This window comes from Arthrobacter terrae (genome assembly GCF_015708085.1).
Taxonomy (GTDB): domain Bacteria; phylum Actinomycetota; class Actinomycetes; order Actinomycetales; family Micrococcaceae; genus Arthrobacter_M; species Arthrobacter_M terrae.
Genome location: NZ_JADNYM010000040.1, coordinates 1 through 18388 on the forward strand (window position 1 = coordinate 1; position 18388 = coordinate 18388).

16 protein-coding genes and 4 pseudogenes are annotated in these 18388 nt (G+C 62.4%); 12 read left to right on the forward strand and 8 right to left on the reverse strand.

Annotated elements, in window-relative coordinates; translation table 11 throughout:
* Positions 1–145: 145 nt before the first annotated feature.
* The 4 genes and pseudogenes from IV500_RS20590 to IV500_RS20605 all read left to right on the forward strand — a co-directional run.
* Positions 146–1366 carry a tyrosine-type recombinase/integrase gene (locus tag IV500_RS20590; protein ID WP_196398694.1) on the forward strand — a complete coding sequence of 407 codons (1221 nt, stop codon included), beginning with the start codon at positions 146–148 and terminating at the stop codon, positions 1364–1366.
* A complete protein-coding gene (locus IV500_RS20595) occupies positions 1363–2298 on the forward strand; it encodes a tyrosine-type recombinase/integrase (protein WP_196398695.1) in 936 nt (311 codons plus the stop codon). The genes IV500_RS20590 and IV500_RS20595 overlap by 4 nt, the downstream gene beginning before the upstream one ends.
* Positions 2295–3287, forward strand: a complete 993-nt coding sequence (locus IV500_RS20600) for a tyrosine-type recombinase/integrase (RefSeq protein WP_196398696.1) — start codon at positions 2295–2297, stop codon at positions 3285–3287. The genes IV500_RS20595 and IV500_RS20600 overlap by 4 nt, the downstream gene beginning before the upstream one ends.
* Before the next feature lie 109 nt (positions 3288–3396).
* Positions 3397–4014, forward strand: a pseudogene (locus tag IV500_RS20605) (transposase); the annotation flags it as partial.
* 492 nt (positions 4015–4506) lie between these two features.
* Here IV500_RS20605 and IV500_RS20610 read toward each other — a convergent pair.
* The 4 genes from IV500_RS20610 to IV500_RS20625 all read right to left on the reverse strand — a co-directional run bounded on the left by IV500_RS20610 (position 4507) and on the right by IV500_RS20625 (position 7145).
* Positions 4507–4713: a DUF4177 domain-containing protein gene (locus tag IV500_RS20610; protein WP_196398697.1), complete on the reverse strand. Its 207-nt coding sequence runs from the start codon at positions 4711–4713 to the stop codon at positions 4507–4509.
* A gap of 493 nt (positions 4714–5206) precedes the next feature.
* Positions 5207–5806 carry a hypothetical protein gene (locus IV500_RS20615; RefSeq protein WP_196398698.1) on the reverse strand — a complete coding sequence of 200 codons (600 nt, stop codon included), beginning with the start codon at positions 5804–5806 and terminating at the stop codon, positions 5207–5209.
* A gap of 820 nt (positions 5807–6626) precedes the next feature.
* Positions 6627–6908 carry a hypothetical protein gene (locus IV500_RS20620; protein WP_196398699.1) on the reverse strand — a complete coding sequence of 94 codons (282 nt, stop codon included), beginning with the start codon at positions 6906–6908 and terminating at the stop codon, positions 6627–6629.
* An 87-nt stretch (positions 6909–6995) separates the two neighbouring features.
* Positions 6996–7145, reverse strand: a complete 150-nt coding sequence (locus tag IV500_RS20625) for a hypothetical protein (RefSeq protein WP_196398700.1) — start codon at positions 7143–7145, stop codon at positions 6996–6998.
* A 332-nt stretch (positions 7146–7477) separates the two neighbouring features.
* On the opposite strand from IV500_RS20625, the gene IV500_RS22370 reads away from it, so the two are divergent.
* Positions 7478–7873 (forward strand): phosphotransferase, encoded by a 396-nt coding sequence (locus IV500_RS22370; RefSeq protein ID WP_376770238.1) that lies wholly within the window; start codon positions 7478–7480, stop codon positions 7871–7873.
* 447 nt (positions 7874–8320) lie between these two features.
* A pseudogene (locus tag IV500_RS20635) lies at positions 8321–9630 on the forward strand (ISL3 family transposase).
* Positions 9631–10376: 746 nt separating this feature from the next.
* On the opposite strand, the pseudogene IV500_RS21765 reads toward IV500_RS20635, so the two are convergent.
* Positions 10377–10673: pseudogene (locus IV500_RS21765) on the reverse strand (alpha-L-rhamnosidase-related protein); the annotation flags it as partial.
* 308 nt (positions 10674–10981) lie between these two features.
* Between IV500_RS21765 and IV500_RS20645 the strand changes: the two are divergent.
* Together IV500_RS20645 and IV500_RS20650 are read left to right on the forward strand one after the other, a co-directional pair.
* Positions 10982–11794, forward strand: coding sequence for a glycosyltransferase (locus IV500_RS20645; protein ID WP_196398701.1), 813 nt, complete (start codon positions 10982–10984; stop codon positions 11792–11794).
* 77 nt (positions 11795–11871) lie between these two features.
* The gene (locus tag IV500_RS20650; protein WP_196398702.1) at positions 11872–12813 is read left to right on the forward strand and encodes a glycosyltransferase; all 942 of its coding nucleotides are present in this window, start codon (positions 11872–11874) and stop codon (positions 12811–12813) included.
* A gap of 4 nt (positions 12814–12817) precedes the next feature.
* On the opposite strand, the gene IV500_RS20655 is transcribed toward IV500_RS20650, so the two are convergent.
* Positions 12818–13732 (reverse strand): 2-hydroxyacid dehydrogenase, encoded by a 915-nt coding sequence (locus IV500_RS20655; RefSeq protein WP_196398703.1) that lies wholly within the window; start codon positions 13730–13732, stop codon positions 12818–12820.
* Between the two features lie 169 nt (positions 13733–13901).
* Here IV500_RS20655 and IV500_RS20660 point away from each other — a divergent pair, with 169 nt between their 5' ends.
* Positions 13902–15284 carry a D-arabinono-1,4-lactone oxidase gene (locus IV500_RS20660; protein ID WP_196398704.1) on the forward strand — a complete coding sequence of 461 codons (1383 nt, stop codon included), beginning with the start codon at positions 13902–13904 and terminating at the stop codon, positions 15282–15284.
* Between the two features lie 33 nt (positions 15285–15317).
* Entirely contained in the window at positions 15318–16205 is an 888-nt protein-coding gene (locus tag IV500_RS20665; RefSeq protein WP_196398705.1) for a glycosyltransferase family 8 protein, read from the forward strand.
* Here IV500_RS20665 and IV500_RS22450 read toward each other — a convergent pair.
* A complete protein-coding gene (locus IV500_RS22450) occupies positions 16190–16936 on the reverse strand; it encodes an MmyB family transcriptional regulator (protein WP_312876012.1) in 747 nt (248 codons plus the stop codon). The genes IV500_RS20665 and IV500_RS22450 overlap by 16 nt on opposite strands.
* A gap of 92 nt (positions 16937–17028) precedes the next feature.
* A pseudogene (locus IV500_RS22455) lies at positions 17029–17277 on the reverse strand (RNA polymerase sigma factor); the annotation flags it as partial.
* A 593-nt stretch (positions 17278–17870) separates the two neighbouring features.
* Between IV500_RS22455 and IV500_RS22460 the strand changes: the two are divergent.
* Together IV500_RS22460 and IV500_RS20680 are read left to right on the forward strand one after the other, a co-directional pair.
* Positions 17871–18095, forward strand: coding sequence for a YunG family protein (locus IV500_RS22460; protein WP_446680235.1), 225 nt, complete (start codon positions 17871–17873; stop codon positions 18093–18095).
* Positions 18017–18307: a transposase gene (locus tag IV500_RS20680; protein WP_196398706.1), complete on the forward strand. Its 291-nt coding sequence runs from the start codon at positions 18017–18019 to the stop codon at positions 18305–18307. Before IV500_RS22460 ends, IV500_RS20680 begins: the two co-directional genes overlap by 79 nt.
* Positions 18308–18388 lie beyond the last annotated feature (81 nt).

An 18388-nucleotide genomic window follows, 5' to 3' on the forward strand; every position in this document is an offset into this window, starting at 1 on the left:
ACACCTGTTATGCCGACATTGTGATTATGCCGATGTTGGTCTGTGATCCCTGGTTCCAGGCGGTGGAGGGAACAAAAAGGTCGGCATAATCACGCTGTGGTGATCGGCTTGTCTTCTCAACAATTGAGCAGACGAGGAGCACACAATGACAGCAACGAGGAAAACGTGCCGGATCCAGGTCCATGGTCCGCTGCAGAAACATGCTGAGGGATTTGAGGCCGAACTATTGCGGCTGGGATTCGCCCCGGCATCGATTGTGAATCAGTTCTGTCTGCTGGCACATCTGAGTAGCTGGCTCGAGGCCGAAGGCCTGCGCCTTGGCGATCTGACGGTGTTGCAGGTCGATGCATTCCTCGTTGAACGCAAAGCCACACGTACTGCGTTGTTCACCCGTAAGGCGCTGTGCCCGTTGCTGGGCTGGCTGGCGGAGTCAGGGGTGATCACTGCGGAGGCTGCGGGCCCGCCCCGTGCGGCGGAGGATCCGGCGGTGCTGGTTCGGTTCGAGCGCTACCTTCTGACGGAGCGTCGTATCGGGGTGCGCACCACGTCAGCATATGTGGTGCGGGTCCGGCGGTTCCTGGAGACGCATTGTCCGTCTGAGGGTTTTGCTAAATTGAGCGGCGCCGACGTCACCCGCGCGTTGCTGGATGAGGGAGTGGGACGGGCGCCGGCGTCGGTGAAGAAGTTCGGCTATGCACTGCGGGCCTTTCTGCGGTTCTGTTTCATCAGCGGCGAGCTCAACCGTGATCTGACCGGTGCGACGATGGTGATTCGAGAGCCGTTGCCTTCCCTTCTTCCTCTGGGCGCCAGCGCGGAACAGATCGGCACTCTCCTGCAGGGCTGTGACCGGAGCACAGCGGTGGGGCGGCGCGAATATGCGGTAATCCTCCTGCTAATCCGGCTCGGCCTGCGCGCCGGGGAAGTCGCCGGAATGCAGCTGGAAGATATTCGCTGGCGTCACGGGGAGGTCCTCATCCGCGGCAAGGGCGCGAAACACGAGTGCCTTCCGCTGCCGGCCGAGGTCGGCGCCGCTGTGGTGGACTATCTGATGCATGCCCGACCGGCCGATGCGGACCTGCGGGAAGTGTTCTGCACCGTCCGTGCTCCGCGACGAGCGCTGAGCTCCCCGGGGGTTTGGGGGATCGTGACCCGTGCCTGCACCCGCGCGCATTTGGAGAAATTCGGGCCTCACCAGCTGCGCCACAGTTTGGCCGAGGCGATGGTTGCCGCCGAAGTGCCGTTGGCCGCGATCGGGCAAGTACTCCGCCACGACGATCCCGCGACGACGTCGAACTACGCCCGGGTGGACGTGGTCCGGTTACGACAGCTGGCCCGGCCTTGGCCGGCCGGGGGTGAACTGTCGTGACCTGGGACGAGAACGTCACCGACTATCTGCGTTTGCGCCGCCAGCTCGGCGCACGCCTGGCGTGGCCTGAACACCTGCTGCACCAGTTCGCCACACACCTCACGGCCGCGGGCATCGAGATAATCACCATCACGGAGGCCATTAACTGGTGCAGCTCTCTCCCGGAGGGCATGATGACCAGGCCGCTGACGCGCGCGTCGAGGCGGATGACCGCCGTCCGCGGGCTCGCCGTCTACATGCACGCGCTGAACCCGATCCACGAGGTTCCGCCACCCGGGGTCTTCGCCGGCCCCACGCATCGTCAGGCTCCCTACATTTATACATCCGCTGAAATCACGGCGGTGATCCGCGCCGCCGCCGCCTTGGAGGGCGGGAACCGAGGCCAGACTTATCCGGTGTTGTTCGCGCTGCTGGCGGCCACGGGATTACGGGTCGGTGAGGCCCTCGCACTGGACTGGGACACCGCCGATTTGGATGCCGGAGTGTTGCTGATCAGTCGAGGCAAGGGCCGCGACCCACGGCTGGTCCCGCTGCACCCGAGCACCACTGCCGCTCTCGAACGCTATACGCGCTGGGGCGAGGACCAGCACCACGATCGCAGGCCGGCGTTCTTCACCGATGCATACGGCGAACGGTTGAAATACGCGACCGTTCGCGATAACTGGGTGCACGCTTCTACTGCCGCAGGATTGCGCACTGCGTCGCGGCAGCCTCGGATGCACGACCTGCGGCACACGTTCGCAGTGAACACACTGCTGGGCTGGTATCGCGACGGCGCCGATGTCGCCGCGAAGATGCCTGCCCTATCGATCTATCTAGGCCATTCCGATCCGGCGAATACCTACTGGTATCTGAGCGCCGTTCCCGAACTGCTCGCTCACGCTGCCGCACGCCTTGATGCTGCGAACACCGGGGAGCAGGTGGGGTCATGACCTCTCTCGCTCCGCTGCTGCAAGCGTTCTTCACCGACCGGCTGGTCACCCAGCGCCAGGCCAGCGCCAACACCATCGCTTCCTACCGTGACACATTTACGTTGCTCCTTGGCCATGTCTGTGCTCAGACTGGCAAGAAACCCTCTGCCATTGAGATCAGCGATCTTGATGTCGACACCATCACCGGGTTCCTCCACTACCTGGAAGAAATCCGGGGCAACAGTGCCCGCACCCGCAATGCCCGCCTGGCCGCGATTCACTCCTTGTTCGGTTACGCCGCGTTGCGCCACCACGAGCATGCCGAAGTGATCCAACGCGTCCTGGCGATCCCGGCGGCGAGAATGCACCGCAACATCGTCACCTGGCTTGACCCCAGCGAAGCCGACGCACTCCTGGGCGCTTGCGACCAGGACACCCGCACCGGCCGCCGCGACCATGCGATGTTCACTTTGGCAATCCAGACAGGGTTGCGCATCAGCGAGATCATCGGGCTCTCCCTCGGTGACGTCCACACCGGTGTCGGGGCGCACGTCCACTGCCTCGGCAAGGGCCGCAAAGAACGCCGCACCCCGCTGCTGCCAGCCACCGTCGCGATTCTGAACGGGTGGATCTTCGAACACAGTGGCCCCGCCGATGCCGCGCTGTTTACCACCAGCACTGGCCGGCGTCTCAGCCGGGACGCGATCGAGCACCGTATCCACCACACCATCACCACGGCCGCATCGTCCTGCCCGTCGCTGGTCGGAAGACACGTGACCATGCATACGCTTCGCCACACCGCTGCGATGCGGCTGCTGCATGCCGGAGTCGATACAACCGTCATCGCCCTATGGCTCGGCCACGAGCAGATCGCCACGACGAACATTTACCTCCACGCCGACATGACATTGAAGGAGGCCGCGATCGCGAAAGTCACCCCATCCGGCGTCACCGCGCCAGGACGCTACCAGCCCACAGATACCGTTCTGGCCTTCCTCGCGGCGCTGTGATTATGCCGACCTTTTTGTTGCTTTCACCGCCTGGAACCTGGGATCGCAGACCAACATCGGCATAATCACAACGTCGGCATAACAGGTGTTATGCCGACGTCGGCATAACACCTGGGATATCACCAAACTCGCCGGCCCGATCAAGGGGAAATATTTCGACTGCTACATGATGGTCGACATCTACTCACGATTCATCGTCGGCGCGCACGTGCACACCACCGAAGCAGGGACCCTGGCGGTGGAAATGATGAAGGAAATCTTCGGGATCCACGGCGTCCCCGATGTCGTCCACGCCGACCGTGGAACATCCATGACCTCCAAAACCGTTGCCGCTCTACTCTCGGATCTGGAGGTCACCCGCTCGCACTCCAGACCCCGCGTATCCAACGACAACCCGTACTCCGAGGCGCTGTTCAAGACCCTAAAATACGGGCCGGAATTCCCCGCGCGCTTCGCCTCCGTCCACGACGCCTCAACCTTTATCAGCGGCTTCGTGGACTGGTACAACCATCACCACCAGCACTCCGGGATCGGCTTCCACACCCCTGCGAATGTCCACTTTGGCCACGCTACCAACATAGCCAAGGAACGCTCGGCAACGCTGGCTGCAGCCCGTGCCAGAAACCCTGAACGCTTCACCACCAACACTGACCCGAAAATCCTCGCACTACCCGACGAAGCGTGGATTAACCGACCAATGGAAACCACCACAACCGAAGCCGCCTAGCTCCCGTTGGTACCGTTCAACTTGAAAACTTCCGCCGCCGTGAGCCCCCGCACCGTCGTCATCGTCAACTTCGGCTCGCCGGTGCTGATAGCGTCCCCATCAGGGCAGTTCCGAACACACGTCCGTTCATTTCCCCCACTCTGCCTTGGTCCTAGTCAGATGCACTGCAAGGGCATTGGATTTCTTGCTAAACACCTGGCTGTCTGTCGTTGTCTCAGAATGCTACGTCACCCAGCCAAGAAGGAATGGGGCTCGGCGGATTCCGGCATGCGGTGTGGTGGTCAACTACAGCACCGGGAAAGGCTATGTCGTCTCTGCCAGCAGAATCACCACGCTCACAGTCACAGTCGAATTCAAGTGCTTGAATGAGTTTCATCTCGCGCTCAAGGTGCCCCAGTGAGGGATCGTCTACCGTTCGCCCGGGACAGCGAACCTGTCTCGTCGGAGTGCGTCGGGCTATCCAGACCCCACAGCTCGTTTCGCGTTGAGCGATTATACGAGGCTCTCGAACACCATCGTTGCCTGGATGCGGTCACCGCCGCCGATTCCCTTGCTCCCGCTGCTCGCGGTGGTTATGGTGTGGAGTCGGTAGCCCTTCGCTGCCTGATCGTTGATGGCCTTCTCCATGGACGTCAGGTTGCCCGAACCGGTTCCCCACAGTTTCTCTTTGAGAATCACCTGTACGACGACATAATGCATGACACGACTTCCTTCCGTTGCTGGTCAATTGGGAGCCATGCTACTCGCTGCGACGGGGCGTTCCTCCCGGTGCGTGAGTGACGGCGCCTTGAGGGTATCGACGCTGCGCGGTGTCCAGGTTACGCTAGGGACACTGAACAAGACGGTGTCACGATCCGCGCCGGGCAGATCCGCGCACACCAACATGTTCTTCCGCGGCCCGCGATACTCCGGCCAGCCCTCTGTCATTGCGAGGCACGATGGGGGTGTCCTTCGTCGCAGCCCGTTAGCGGGTCGTCTACTGGCGCGCGACGTGTCGATTGGCGCTGTGCCAATCACCGTCCGCAACGGAACCCTGAGCGAGGCGTTGTGCCTCGATTGAATCCTGATGACAGTCGACTAAATCCGGCCACCGGCCATCAGAGTCCGGGGTTCTCCATTCGTGAGTGGGGAGCACAAGACACCCTGGACGGTACTGGTGATTCCTCATCCGTGCGACCCACCAGCGGGATCCTTAGTACCCTTGGGGCGGGGTTCGATACCAGTTCTGAATTTGGGCGAGCGACGCGACGCTGGCATTCTCCAGTGACGCGCTGAACTTCTCCACCTGACCGGTCACCGCGACGAATCGGGTCGGCGCAACCCCAACCACCACGATGTCATAGATGCCGGATTGGGCCACCGTGGTTGTCTCGCCCAACGTCAAATACGAAGTATTGGTGAACGGTTCGAAGAAGGCCTTCCGCTCATTGTTAGCCAGCACAGTCACCTGGTGCTGAGGGCTCACAATCACCATCCGTGGTAGCCGTCTTGGGGAAAGGGTGGTTTCGGGGGCAAGGGCTGGGATGAGCAGTTCGGCATGGAACTGGTCGCCGGCCTTCAACTCGATCCGCATTGCCCGGGTCTGCCACCGACCGGTGCTGCCGTAGAAGGCGATGGATGTGGTGCCATCCAACACCAGCGGTAAGTCATCGACAGTGAACACGGTGTTGGCATCGGTGAGGAGGACCGGTACATGGGCCTCGGCCGGAGCAGCAATCCCTACCACTCCGAGCATTGCCACCGCGCCGATGATGCCGAGTCGAAATACTCTGTTTTTCATTGAAAACCGCATGACTGTCTCCCTGGTTTTTTTACGTTGCAGATGCGCGAACCTCCATGGCGGGATCCAGAAAATAAGCGCGTTGCCGCTAGGGAAGCGATGATCGCAACGGCGACCTGCCACCCCTGGCCGGGCGTTGCCTCCCGATCCGTGGTGGCAACGCTGGAGGTCATAGCACCAACGATATGCCCGGCCGTGTAGCGAATCAACGGCAAGTACCTCCCTGCGGGAGATCGCCGCCCTTGGACGGGATCCACTCGCGGCATCCCTACGGGTTCAGACAACTTGACACCGCCATCGCGGGTCAAAATCCACCAATCCCGATCACCCCCGAGGCCCCCAGCTGCGGTTTCGCTCCCACCGACCCTGCCCCGGATCCGGTTGCCGCTTGCCACTTGCCACTTGCCACTTGCCACTTGCCACATGCCACATGCTCGACATCGCCACTCGCACGATCCTTCGCTCGCTCGGATGCGACCAAATCGAATGGCAGCGCAGGGCCGCCGAAGCATTCCCGCATACTATGGGCCTCGACCATCACGACCAACAATCAAATCCGGCAACGAGCATGCTCGGCCGAAATACTATTGCGCGGATCATTCACCATGCGGGGACGCTCAAGCCCCTCAACACCAGCTCGCCCGCCACATTCGATTCGAGCTCCCGTAAGCGGAAGGATCTACGGGCCGAACTTGATGGCACTTTCAGAGATCGAATCGAGGGTGCTTTTCGGCTCGAAAGGGTGTCCGCGAGGGAACGCTTGCCGGACAGTCGGCGGCATTATGCGCCCGGGCGCGAGAGACGTTGAAGAATGCTGGAATTCCCGCCCGGCTCAGTTGTCGCGGGCGTAAGCTTCCACTTCGGCGAAGAACCGTTCGTCCTGAATTCCGATCGTGAGCGAGCTGCGGCTGTCGTTGTAGGTGACATCAATGTCGATGCTGTTGACGTTCCACATCTTCCGCAGGCCTCTCTGGCCGTGCCATGGAATGGTGGCCTCGCCGTGGAGGTTCGTCAGTTGACTGAGAATGGCGCCGAAGCACTGCGTCGCCTCGGGGTCCGGCGGCGCTGAATCCATTCGGAGCTGCAAATCAACTGATTCTATGTAGCCGTCCATTTCCCGTGAAGTGGCGACGACAGGAGGCCCGTCGTCCCTTGTTTCTAATTGAAAGTGCGCGACATCGTCTGAGCTGTGCGCAGGAAACTATTTTTTATGGCTCCACCCCAGACGCTTGAACAAGGCATCCCGTTCGGCCTCACTCTTAGGCCAGGGGTAGCGGGTCAGTTCTTCAACCACTGCAACGATCGCGTCCGGCTGCGGGACTTCTTTCATGAACCGTTCTCGGGATGTCATCCTGCCACGCTATGCCGGAACCCAGCGGATCGCCAGAGACTCACAAAATGTCGACCGACTGCGCCGTATAGCCAGCCCATAAATCCGTCCCCTTATGGAACGTTCGCCGGGACAGTCTCCCAGGTCGGCTGACGTTAGCCAGCATGGCCACGCACGACGATGAGTTGCACGTTGGTGAACGAGTTGCTTGTCGGTTGATAGTCGACCAGTTTCCCGATTGGCGTCATAAACGGATCCGTCGCATCGTGACAGATGGAACGGTGAACGCGATCTTTCGAATCGCCGTCGACCTTACGGCACGATTCCCGCTCCGCTACATGGAACCAAACAATATGAGCACGCAGCTCGCCCGAGAAGCCGAAGCAATGCGCGAGTTGGCCAAATGTTGCCCGGTCCCGGCTCCAAGGCCAATTGCCGTGGGCAATCCGGATTACGGGTATCCGTTGCCGTGGTCTGTGCAGACCTGGTTACCCGGGGCCGTTGCAACACCCAACGGCTTGGCGCAGTCCGAAACGTTCGCCTATGCCCTCGCCGGGCTCGTACATTCGCTGCGCGCCGCCGACACGGAAGGACGTCACTTCGCGGGCTCAGGTTGCCGCGGAGATCTGAAGGACTCTGACGAGTGGATGGGAGTTTGTTTCCGAGAAAGTGACGGGCTACTTCCGGTTGGCCGGCTCCGCACACTCTGGTGGAGTTCCGGAGCTTGCCTGGTGCCGGCCCCGAGGTGATGACGCACAGCGATTGATTTCAGGCAACCTCCTCGTCGAAGGCGACCGACTGATTGGCGTTTTGGACGGCGGGGGTTTCGCTCCGGCTGACCCATCACTCGATCTTGTCGCAGCGTGGCACATGCTCGACAACGAAAGGCGAGCACTACTTCGCAGCGAGCTAGCTTGCGATGACCTCGAGTGGTGGCGTGGAGCCGCGTGGGCGTTCCAGCAGGCGATGGGCTTGGTGTGGTACTACCGGGAGACGAACCCAGAGATGAGCACACTCGGGCAGACCACCTTGGCACGCATCCTCAATGACCCGATGTTTTCGGGCTCTTCAGAATCGAGAGTGTAGTCAGGGCTGGCGCGTGTGAATTCCGTGGCGGGGAGGTTGTTTCGGTTGAGGTGAGGGCCTTGGGAGAGAATCAGATTATCTAGATCTCGTTCTTCTACCGCAAGGCCCTCGTGTTCAACGCTACCTTCCACAGCCCTGACCTGACCACCTTTTGCCGCCTCGAGGGGCTCGGGCTCGAGGTGACCGGGCAGTATGTCCGCCGGTGATCGGGCGGTCCTTGCCTGCCGTGTTGTTGCTCCGGATGATTGGTGTCGGAAGTGCGGTTGTCAGGGTGTTCCCCGTGACACTGTGACCCGCCAGCTCGGTCATGAACCCTTCGGTTGGCGGCCCACCACGTTGCTGGTGCGGATCCGCCGCTATCACTGCAACGGGTGCGGACACGCGTGGCGGCAGAACATTTCCAAAGCTGCCGAACCACGGGCGAAGCTCTCCCGCCGGGGACTGCGCTGGGCACTGGAGGGGATCGTGTGCCAACACCTCACCGTCGCTCGAATCGCCGAGGGCCTCGGAGTGACCTGGAATACCGCAAATAAGGCCGTCTTGGCAGAAGGACGGCGTGTGCTAGTTGATGACCCGCACCGCTTCGACGGAGTGAAAGTCATTGGAGTTGACGAGCATGTTTGGCGGCACACCCGCCGTAGCTACAAGTACGTCACCGTCAGCATTGACCTCACCCCGATCCATGACGGCACCGGCCCTTCCCGCCTGCTGGACATGGTCGAAGACCGTTCAAAACAGGTCTTCGCCACCTGGCTAAAAGCACGCCCACAGCAGTGGCGGGACGGGGTTGAGGTCGTGGCCATGGACGGGTTCTCCGGCTTCAAGAGCGCCGCTGCCGAGGAACTCCCCGACGCCGTCCCGGTCATGGATCCATTCCATGTCATCCGCATGGCTCGGGAAGCATTGGATTCATGCCGGCGACGCCTTCAGCAGCAGACGTGCGGTCATCGCGGACCGGCCAGGGACCCGTTGTATTCGGCCAGACTGACGCTTCATACCGGAGCGGACCTGCTCACTGAGAAGCAACGCCAACGACTGGAACCCCTGTTCGCTACGGATACGCATATAGAAGTTGAAGCGAGCTGGGGAATCTATCAACGCATGGTTGCCGCGTACCGGGAACCAGAGCGATCCCAAGGCAAGAAGCTCATGCAGGGAGTTGTTGATTCCATCTGCACCGGAGTCCCAGCAGCTCTCATCGAACTCAAAACACTGGGGCAGACGCTCAAACGACGGGCAGAAGACGTACTCGCGTACTTCGACCAGCCAGGCACCTCCAATGGGCCTACCGAAGCGATCCAATGGCCGCCGAGAGCACCTCCGGGGATCTGCTCTCGGCTTCAGAAACCTCACCAATACCGTCGCCAGATCATTGCTGGAATCCGGTGGATTCAGACCGAAACTACACTGTCAATTCTGAAGAGCCCGTTTAGTATTGCCAGCGGCTGGACGGAATTTTGGCTCTGATCCTTAGACGGCGTGGACTGCTGGAAAGTCCTGACCTCTGTAGCAGTCTCATTGCTGCCACGAGGCCTTGCATACAGAACGCCACTGACACACGCCCAGTCATTGAGGGTGTGTACCTGCTTCGCATAAGTCACACAGGTGTCTGAGGACGAGACTAGATCTGGTGTCGCGGCAGATGCGGCCGTTGCTCCTACTACCGTTGATCCTGCTGCGAACAGTGCAACAACAGCGGATCCAATAATCGAATGAACATTTATGATTTCCCCCTGCGTTCATGATTCCCCGGTCGTTCATGGCAGTGCCTCGAATCTACTGGTCTTGCTCATGAACGTCAATGAAAAGTTAGTAACAGGTGGCACCTGAGACCAATATCTTCAACCCAGAGCGTCTGCAAAGCCGCTGCGACGCCCGGCAAAACCTTAGCGTCGGATATTCCACTTTTTCACAAGCCCCCACTGTGGATTGGGCACATGCGTCGCTTATCGAGAGTTCGGTCTGCCGCACTGCGTCCCCACATTGAAACGTGTGTATCGTTTAGAAAGGGCTATTGAGCAGAACCTGCTATATGCAGGGTAGAAACATCAACCCATCCCATACCCTTCATGAGTCAGTGTGAGAACTTCCATCCTCCGGGAGATCTCGACCCCTACTCCTTCCCCGACGCGCACCGAGCGCTGACCACTACACCCTCATTCGTGAAGAGCCGGATAAGTACGCCGCAGTCGGTGCGAAGGCTGCGATGTCGCCGGTCCAGCCCAGCCGCTCGTCGCGTTGCGGGCAGTCCGTAGGGACATCGAGAAAGTTGCCTCGCATACCCCAGACGACATTGTCGTGGAGTTGGTTGAGCAAGGCGTCGGATGACTTGAAGTGCCCGGTCCGCCGAAGGTCGGAGCTCACGACCACTGCGGTGAGATTCTTCTCGGTGATGGCATCGATACCTCCTGGCCAGCCTTCGACTTCCACGCAACGAAATCCGTGGAAGGTGAAGGTATCTTCGTCGGGTAGGGCGCCGTTGTGGTGATCGCGGAGTACCACGAGGACACCGTCACCGTGTTGTCGTAATCGCCGCGCGCTCCTTCCGATGGTTCGGGCATTCGAGGCGTAGCTTGACGGCCATACGGTCGCGGAGAGTATCGAGCGTCAGGTTCCGGTAGCGATCGCAAGGGAGACCCTAATGGCAAGGGCCACAGCAGAGACGGGGTATTCTTCTCTACCGTGGCACAAGTCCACCTGACCTGACGGGAACCGATGTTTGTGATCACCTTGTACGGCGACCGCGGGGGCCGCGCGGCCCGCGCCGAGCAGTGACCTCTTCGAGCACCGCCGCGTCGACCCTGGTGGTCATCCCCGCGTTCGGTTCGCCGGAGCTGACCGATGCGCTCGTGCATGACCTGTGTCGTGACGGAAGCGATCTCGACCCGGCCGTGCGCATCGTGGTGGTCGACAACGCCGGTGACTACGTCCTCCCGCAGGGGCGCATCTCGGTCCACCGCCCAGGACGCAACCTGCGGTGGATCGGCGCCGCGAACTGGGCCCTGCAAACGTCGTCGCGCGATGGGCATGCGGTCTGCGTGGTGCTGAACAACGACATCCGGCTGTCGCCCGGGTTCCTCGACGGACTGCTCACGCCATTCTCGACCGCGGACGACATCGCGCTTGCGGCGGCCTGCTACGACGACTTCTGGCTCCACCAGCGGGCCCACACGATCCCGCCCACCGCCGCCGAGTACGTCCCGCGCGACGTGCTTCGCGACGTCGACTTCTGTGACGGCACCGCGATCGCGTTCGCGGTGCCCCCCGTCGTCGAGCTGGGGGGTCTCGACGAGGCGACCTTCCCCCGGCACGGCTACGGCGCGGACATCGACCTGGCGATCCGGGTGGGCGCGGCCGGCTTACGGTGCGTGGTCACCGAGGGCGCCTACGTCTCGCACCTGCGGCGGCAGACGATGAACCGGACCGGTCAGACGTCGGAGGACAATCGGGCGGAGATCCTGCACGGTCTGAACGCCAAGTGGGGCGACGGGTGGCGGGCGGACGTCGGGCTCGGACCGGATTCGTTCCCCGCCCACAACGTCGGGAGCGGCGCGTCGTGGTACCTGACCCCTCCGGCATGGTGAGGCGTCCCGACTCGTCCCCGGGGCGGATCGTCTACGCGGGTTTCGCCACTCCCCACCACAGCGGCGGCGTGCACGTGATGACCCAGCACGTCCGGCTGCTGCGCGAGGGCGGCCACGAGGCCTGGTTGTGGCTGCCCGATCCAGATGACCGCACCGACTGGATCGCCGACGACGTGCCGATGTTGTTCGGCGCCACCACTCCGATCGGCGCTGACGACCTTCTGGTGCTGCCGGAGACACCGACCGTCCAGGGCCGCGATCCGGCACCCGGAGGCCGCAAGGTCATCTTCAACCAGAACCACTTCTACACCTTCGCCGCCGGCGCCCCCGGGGAGGATTTTCCCGGCTGGGCGCCCGCGCCCGCGATCTGGGTAGTGTCCGCGGAAAGCCGCGACGTGCTGGCCGCCGCGCTGCCCGGCCTACCGGTGAGCGTGGTGCCCAACCCGGTGGACGGCGAGCTATTCGCCCCCGGCGCGACCGAGCAGCTCCGGGTGAGCTGGTTTCCCAAGAAGCGGCCGCGGGAAGCCTCGCTGCTGAAGCGGCTGCTGGTCGACGACCCACGGCTCTCGGGGGTGGATCTGGTGGAGCTGGTCCAAACCCCGCGGGCGGAGGTGGCCGCCACCCTGGGGAGCTCGGCGGTCTTCGTCGCGCTCGGGCACACCGAGAGCTTCGGTCTGCCGGTCGCCGAGGCGCTGGCGTCAGGCTGTCTCGTGGTCGGCTACGACGGCGGCGGCGGTCACGAGCTGTTCGAGGCACCCGGAGCCTGGCGGGTCCCGGACCAGCGACCGCTGCTCATACGCGACCAGGTGGCGGGCCTGATCCAGGACATGGACGCTCTGGCGCCGGTGCGCGCCGCGAACCGCCTCTGGGTGCTGGACCGCTACCCGTTTGCCCGGACCGGTGCGGCGCTGCAGGAGGCGGTCGCCGCCGCGTGGGCACGGCCCGGCGCCGACGCCGTGGCCGTGCATCCGGTCGCCTGGCTCGACAGCCTCGGTCCGCACTTCACGGCGTACGCCTGAGGGCTCAGTCGGCGCCCTTCACGACGTTGACGAGGTCCTCGCCGGCCACGTACCGGCGCACCTGCGCGTTGACCAGCGCGAAGGCTCGCGGACCGGACTGCGAGATGGAGCCGGCTGCGTGGGGGGTGATAATCAGGTTCGGTGCCTTCCACAGCGGGTGGTCAGCGGGTAGCGGCTCCGGCTCCATCACGTCCAGGGCGGCGTGCAGCCGACCAGTCCTCAGCTCTGCGAGCAGTGCTGAGGTGTCGACGACCTTGCCGCGCGCGACGTTGACCAGCAGGGCGCCGTCGGGCATCCGGGACAGGAACTCGGCATCCACGAGTCCGGTCGTGTCCGGGGTGAGCGGAACGGTCAGCACCACCACGTCAGCCTCAGGCAGTAAGCTCGGCACCTCCGAGGTAGCGTGGATGCCGTCCCGTTCCGTGTGCGCCACGAGCACCGGGACGGCGTCGAAGCTCCGCAGCCGGCGGGCGGTCTGCTCTCCGAGGTCACCGGCGCCGATGATCAGGACCCGCTTGTCGCGCAGGTCGTCGGCCTCCATCGGGTCCCACCGGCCCTGTCGCTGCGCTTCGCCGAAGTGAGGCAGTCGACGCAACGTGGCCAAGACGACCGTCAAGACCAGCTCGGCGACCGCCGAGCCGTGCACACCGCGCGCTGTGCATAGTGAGACACCGTCCGGGACGTGGTCGAGGATGTCCTCCACGCCGGCACTCGTCAGCTGGGTGACCTCGAGCTTCGGCATGGCGGCGAACTTGTCGGCGAGGTTGGTGGAGTCCTCGACCTGCGGCACCCAGAAGACGGTCTCCGCCAGGCGCTCGGGCTTGTCGCCCTCGCCGTCCCAGACGACCACCTCGACCCCGTCGGGAAGGGCTCCGAGGAGTTCTCGAGCGTTTGAGTCGGGGACGCATACGACAGTCACCGCTTCAGTCTAGTCAACGCCTTGACCGGGCGTCTACTATGGTGTTGCTGGGACTTCTCCAGAAGTAGGAAGTTCGTTCACGGCATTGGAAAATACCTGTGCCGGTGGATCAGCTTTGCAAATCAATGCGGCTTCGAAGGCAGAACCGAACTTCTACAGGAGACGCGCCATGGCTATCACGAGACTCGCCTACCCCCGTCAAGAGCCGGAGCTCACCGGCGAGGACACCCGGCTCCGCAACTGGGCCAAGAACTCTCGATTGGGTCCACCCGGCTCGGTTGTCGCTCCGGCCACTGAGGCGGAGCTGTGCGACTTCCTGTCCACCAGCGACGGCCAGGTCCGGATGATCGGGAGCCGGATGTCGCCCGGCAGAATGATTCAGGTCGCGAACGGGAGCGGCACACTGCTGGACTTGAGCAAGCTGAGCGGCCTGATCTCCAGCACCGACGACACCGTGACCTTCGCTGGTTCGACCCCCTTGGCCGACGTGTACGCGTTCCTGTCCGCGCGAGGGCAGATGCTGGACGCCTCGCCCGGGGTGATCGCCGAGCAGACGTTGGCCGGCGCCCTGTCCACCGGGACCCACGGTCAAGGCTTGCAGCAGAGCTCGATCGCCGGCGCCGCACTGTCGATCCGGATGGTGTTGGCCGACGGCACGGTCGCGGAATTCGAACGTGACCACCCGGACTTCCCCGCCGTCCAGCTCAGCCTCGGCTCACTGGGCGTCATCATCGCCGTGACGTTGCGTGCGCGGGAGTCGGTGATCTACACCTGCGTCAAGAAGGCCGTCGACGCCGACAATCTGGAAGCGCACCTGGAGACCTGGAACCGGGAGAACGTCCTGGTCAAGGCGTGGTGGTTTCCCCAGGAGAGCCAGGTCCAGGTCTGGACCGCCAACGAGGCGACGGACGACGAGGTTTTGCGTTATCGAGCCGGCGGCGGCGAGCTGCTGGAGCACGCGACTACTAACGCAACGATGAACAACACCGTGGAGTCGACGCTGCGCCAGCTGCGCGATGACACCAGAGGGGTCGCCGACGACGGCAAGCCGCTACGTACCGTGACCCGCTTCCGGGACTTCACCGACGTCACGGGTGACGTCTACCAGGTGTTCTGCCGGGGGATCGCCACCCCCCAGATCAACGTCGAGATCGGCATTCCGCTGGTTAGAGCCGGAGGGGTGATCAAGAAGATCAAGGACTGGCACGCGGAGATCCGTCCTCGGATGCACTACCCGGTCATCCTGCGCTGCACCGGCCCGTCCGACGGATGGCTGAGCCCGTCTCACGACCAGGACACCTGCTACTTCGGCTTCGTGGTCTACTACGCGGCCGACGGTTCGCTGTCCGAGGAGGGCGATAGTTTCCTCCGGGCGGTGGAACGGGTCCTGGCCGAGGAGGGTGGCCGGCCCCACTGGGGCAAGTACTTCGACGAGTCCCTGTACGACTGGCCGGCGCTCTACCCGCAGTGGGAAGCCTTCCGCCGGGTGCGCGAGGCGCTCGACCCGCAGCACCGCTTCGCAAATGCGTTCACCGCGGCCCTGCTCAACTGACTCGACCCGGCCACTAGGACAGGAGCACCGCCGATGAACGCATGGGTGACGTTGCTGACGCAACCCGACTACCTGGTCGGGGTCCGGACGCTGCAGGCCTCGCTAGCGAACTCCGGCAGCAAAACCCCCCTCGTTGTCATGGTGACCAAGGGGATCGACGAGCAGACCCGGCGCCTCCTCCGAGACGACGGATGCCTCCTGCGCGACGTGGTGCCGCTGCGTCCAGCTGGGGGGTCGGCCGACAGCTACGCCAACTCCCGGTTTGCGGAGGTGTGGACCAAGCTGGCCGTCTGGGGGCTCACCGGTTTCGAGCGCGTCGTCTTCTTGGACGCCGACATGCTGGTGACCCAGAACATGGATGAGCTGTTCTCGCTGGAACTGGCCGACGGGGCCATCGCTGCCTGCCACGCCTGCCGTTGCAACCCCAACCGGATCGCGAGCTATCCGCCGAGCTGGACGCCCGACAACTGCTTCTACACCCACTGCCGAGGTGGGCACCACGTCACCGAACCGGGAGCGACTGACAACTACCTGAACGGCGGCTTCCTCGTGTTGTCGCCCGACGAGGCCGTCTTCGCCGACATGGTAGGGCGGCTGGCGGCCGTGGACGACCTGTCGCGCTACCCGTTCGCCGAGCAGGACTTCCTCAACGAGTTCTATCGCGACCGCTGGCGTCCGCTGCCCTACGTGTATAACGCGCTGAAGACCCTGCTGCACCAGCACCCGTCGGTCTGGGATTCGGCGTCGGTGAAGAACATCCACTACATTATCGACAAGCCGTGGGAGAAGCCGCTCGAGTCCACCGATCGGTACTTCGAGGTAAACCGGCTCTGGTGGGAGATGGCCAACACCCTGGGCGCACCCGTCCACTCCTGGCCCCGCCGGTCGGAGGACCGGAAGTCAGATCACGGGGCAGAGTGACTTGAGCTGTCTGCATTGAATGCCGTCACCTCGTCCGGTGAGGCATCATCGGACGTCGAAGTCGCTCTCGCATCTTCCGCGTTCCAGCTGAATAGGATCCGCAGCTTCTCATTGAGGCCGACCCGGCGTCCGCGGTGTAGGCCGAGATGAATTGACGGCCGGACTCCGGGATGTCCATCGTCCCGTAGTTGAGCGTCATCGTGCCGACGGCTGGGTGGAAGATTCGCTTCGCCCCATGCCCGTGCTTGAACAGACCGGATCCGGCCCACAAGCGAGGAAAGTCCTCGGATGCGACGGACCAGTTCACCGACGAGCCGTTCCAGCGCCTCGTCTTGAACGAGCGGGTCCCGTGCTGCGCGGAGTGCTGCGACGGTGGGAGCTGCGACTTTCGGCCAATCCGAAAATCTGACTCGAGTTGAGGAGTCTAGGAACAGCCAGCGGGCGATATTGCGGTCCTCCGGCGCCATCTTCCCGAAGTCGGTGAGCAGGATGCTCGCCGCACGGTTTCTCGCCAGAACCTCCAGACGGGGTGTCTGCAGAATTGCAGGGATCGGGTCTATCGCGGCGATGAAACTGTGCAGCGTCGCCCGGGCACGCGGCGGCTTCTCGGGCCGCTTCTTCGGCCGGATCCTGCTGTGCTGCACCAGTATGCGGAGGTGACTCCGCTCGAGCTCGTCGAGGATGAGTCCCTCTTCGAATGCTGCTGCGGCGATCGTTGCAAGAGCTCGCACTGTATAGCCACGGCAATCCTTTCCGTGCTGTCCGCGTATGAGTCACGGCCCGAAGACTTGGTCAGGACTTTGAGGCTTTTCGCCTCGGCCCTGTGGTGTTTGCGTAACAGGTTCGTTGCGATTCCAAATAACCAAGGCCAGGCATCATCTCGGGCGTGGTCAAAGGAGTCCCGCCGTTCAAAGGCGACGAGGAAGGTTTCGGCCATAACGTCCTCGGCTGCCGATTCACCGGCGCGACGGACGGCGTACCTGTGGATCATACGGGCGTATTTGTCGTAGAGCTCAGTGAAAGCCTGAGGGCTCTCACGGGATCGGCGAATGATGTCGGCGTTTGTAGTCACACTATGTATTACCCATTGGGCGGAAAAGAGTTCACGGACAGATAGAAACCTTCAGAATGTTGCCAGGAAACGGAGGACAATACCACCGAATTGGCGGTAGATGGGCGGGTAGTGGAACTAGACCAGGCCGGTTCCACTCACGCTCCAACCTTAGCAAGGAGTCCTTTCCCAAGATTCATGCCCGCTGTCATTTTTTCCCATCTGCACAAAATCAGTACGCGACGGCGCAGTCGTTCCGCGCCCACAGGGGGACAGATAGAGACTAATTGTCATTCGATCCGTGACCGTAGAGGTGTCTCGTATAGACGCAAGATGGAAGTCCCGTAAGCCGGTCCTCCACCGGACGCTCTCCACTCGCTCCCCCAGCCCAAAAAATCTGTCACTTTCAGAAGCTAACTGTGAATTTGATCGTTTCGTAACGGCATTCTGTGATCGATCGATGTCGCACCAGCGCCAGTTAGTCGATCCGTCACTGTTCAGTAGGTCCCTTGCTACGCCGTCGCCATGACTTATACATTCCTCGAGCTCGAACGCGCATTCCGTCTGTCTTGGAGTGCGAATACGACCTGTCTCGACGCCGACAGCCTCACGAAGTGGCACTCCCCGGCAACGCGGCACAGGGCCAGTGCGGACCTACAGCTCTCATCGTTCAAGACCTGCTCGGTGGTGACCTGCTCATCGCAGACGTCAGCGTGAGGTGTACTACTGATATGAGACACAGTTTGAAAGGATTGTGCCCATGTCCGCCCGTCAAACGTTTTCTGATGAGTTCAAAGCCGATGCCGTTGATCTCGTTATTTCTTCCGGTCGTCCGATAGCCACCGTCGCCTCCGAGCTGGGGGTCTCGGTGACCGCGCTGCGTCGGTGGATCCGTTACCACAATGAAGGCCATCCCGATGCCAGCATGAAGTCCGATCAACCCGTGGAAGCCGCTAAATACAAGGCGCTGGAGACCCGGCTCCGGGAAGTGGAACGAGAGAATGAATTCCTAAAAAAAGTTTCGACGTTCTTCGCCAAAGAACAACGGTAGAAGACCTCTACCGCCTTGTTCAGGAGGAGAACGCCAACTTCCCGGTGCAGTGGATGTGCAAGCGGCTGGGCGTGTCCAGAG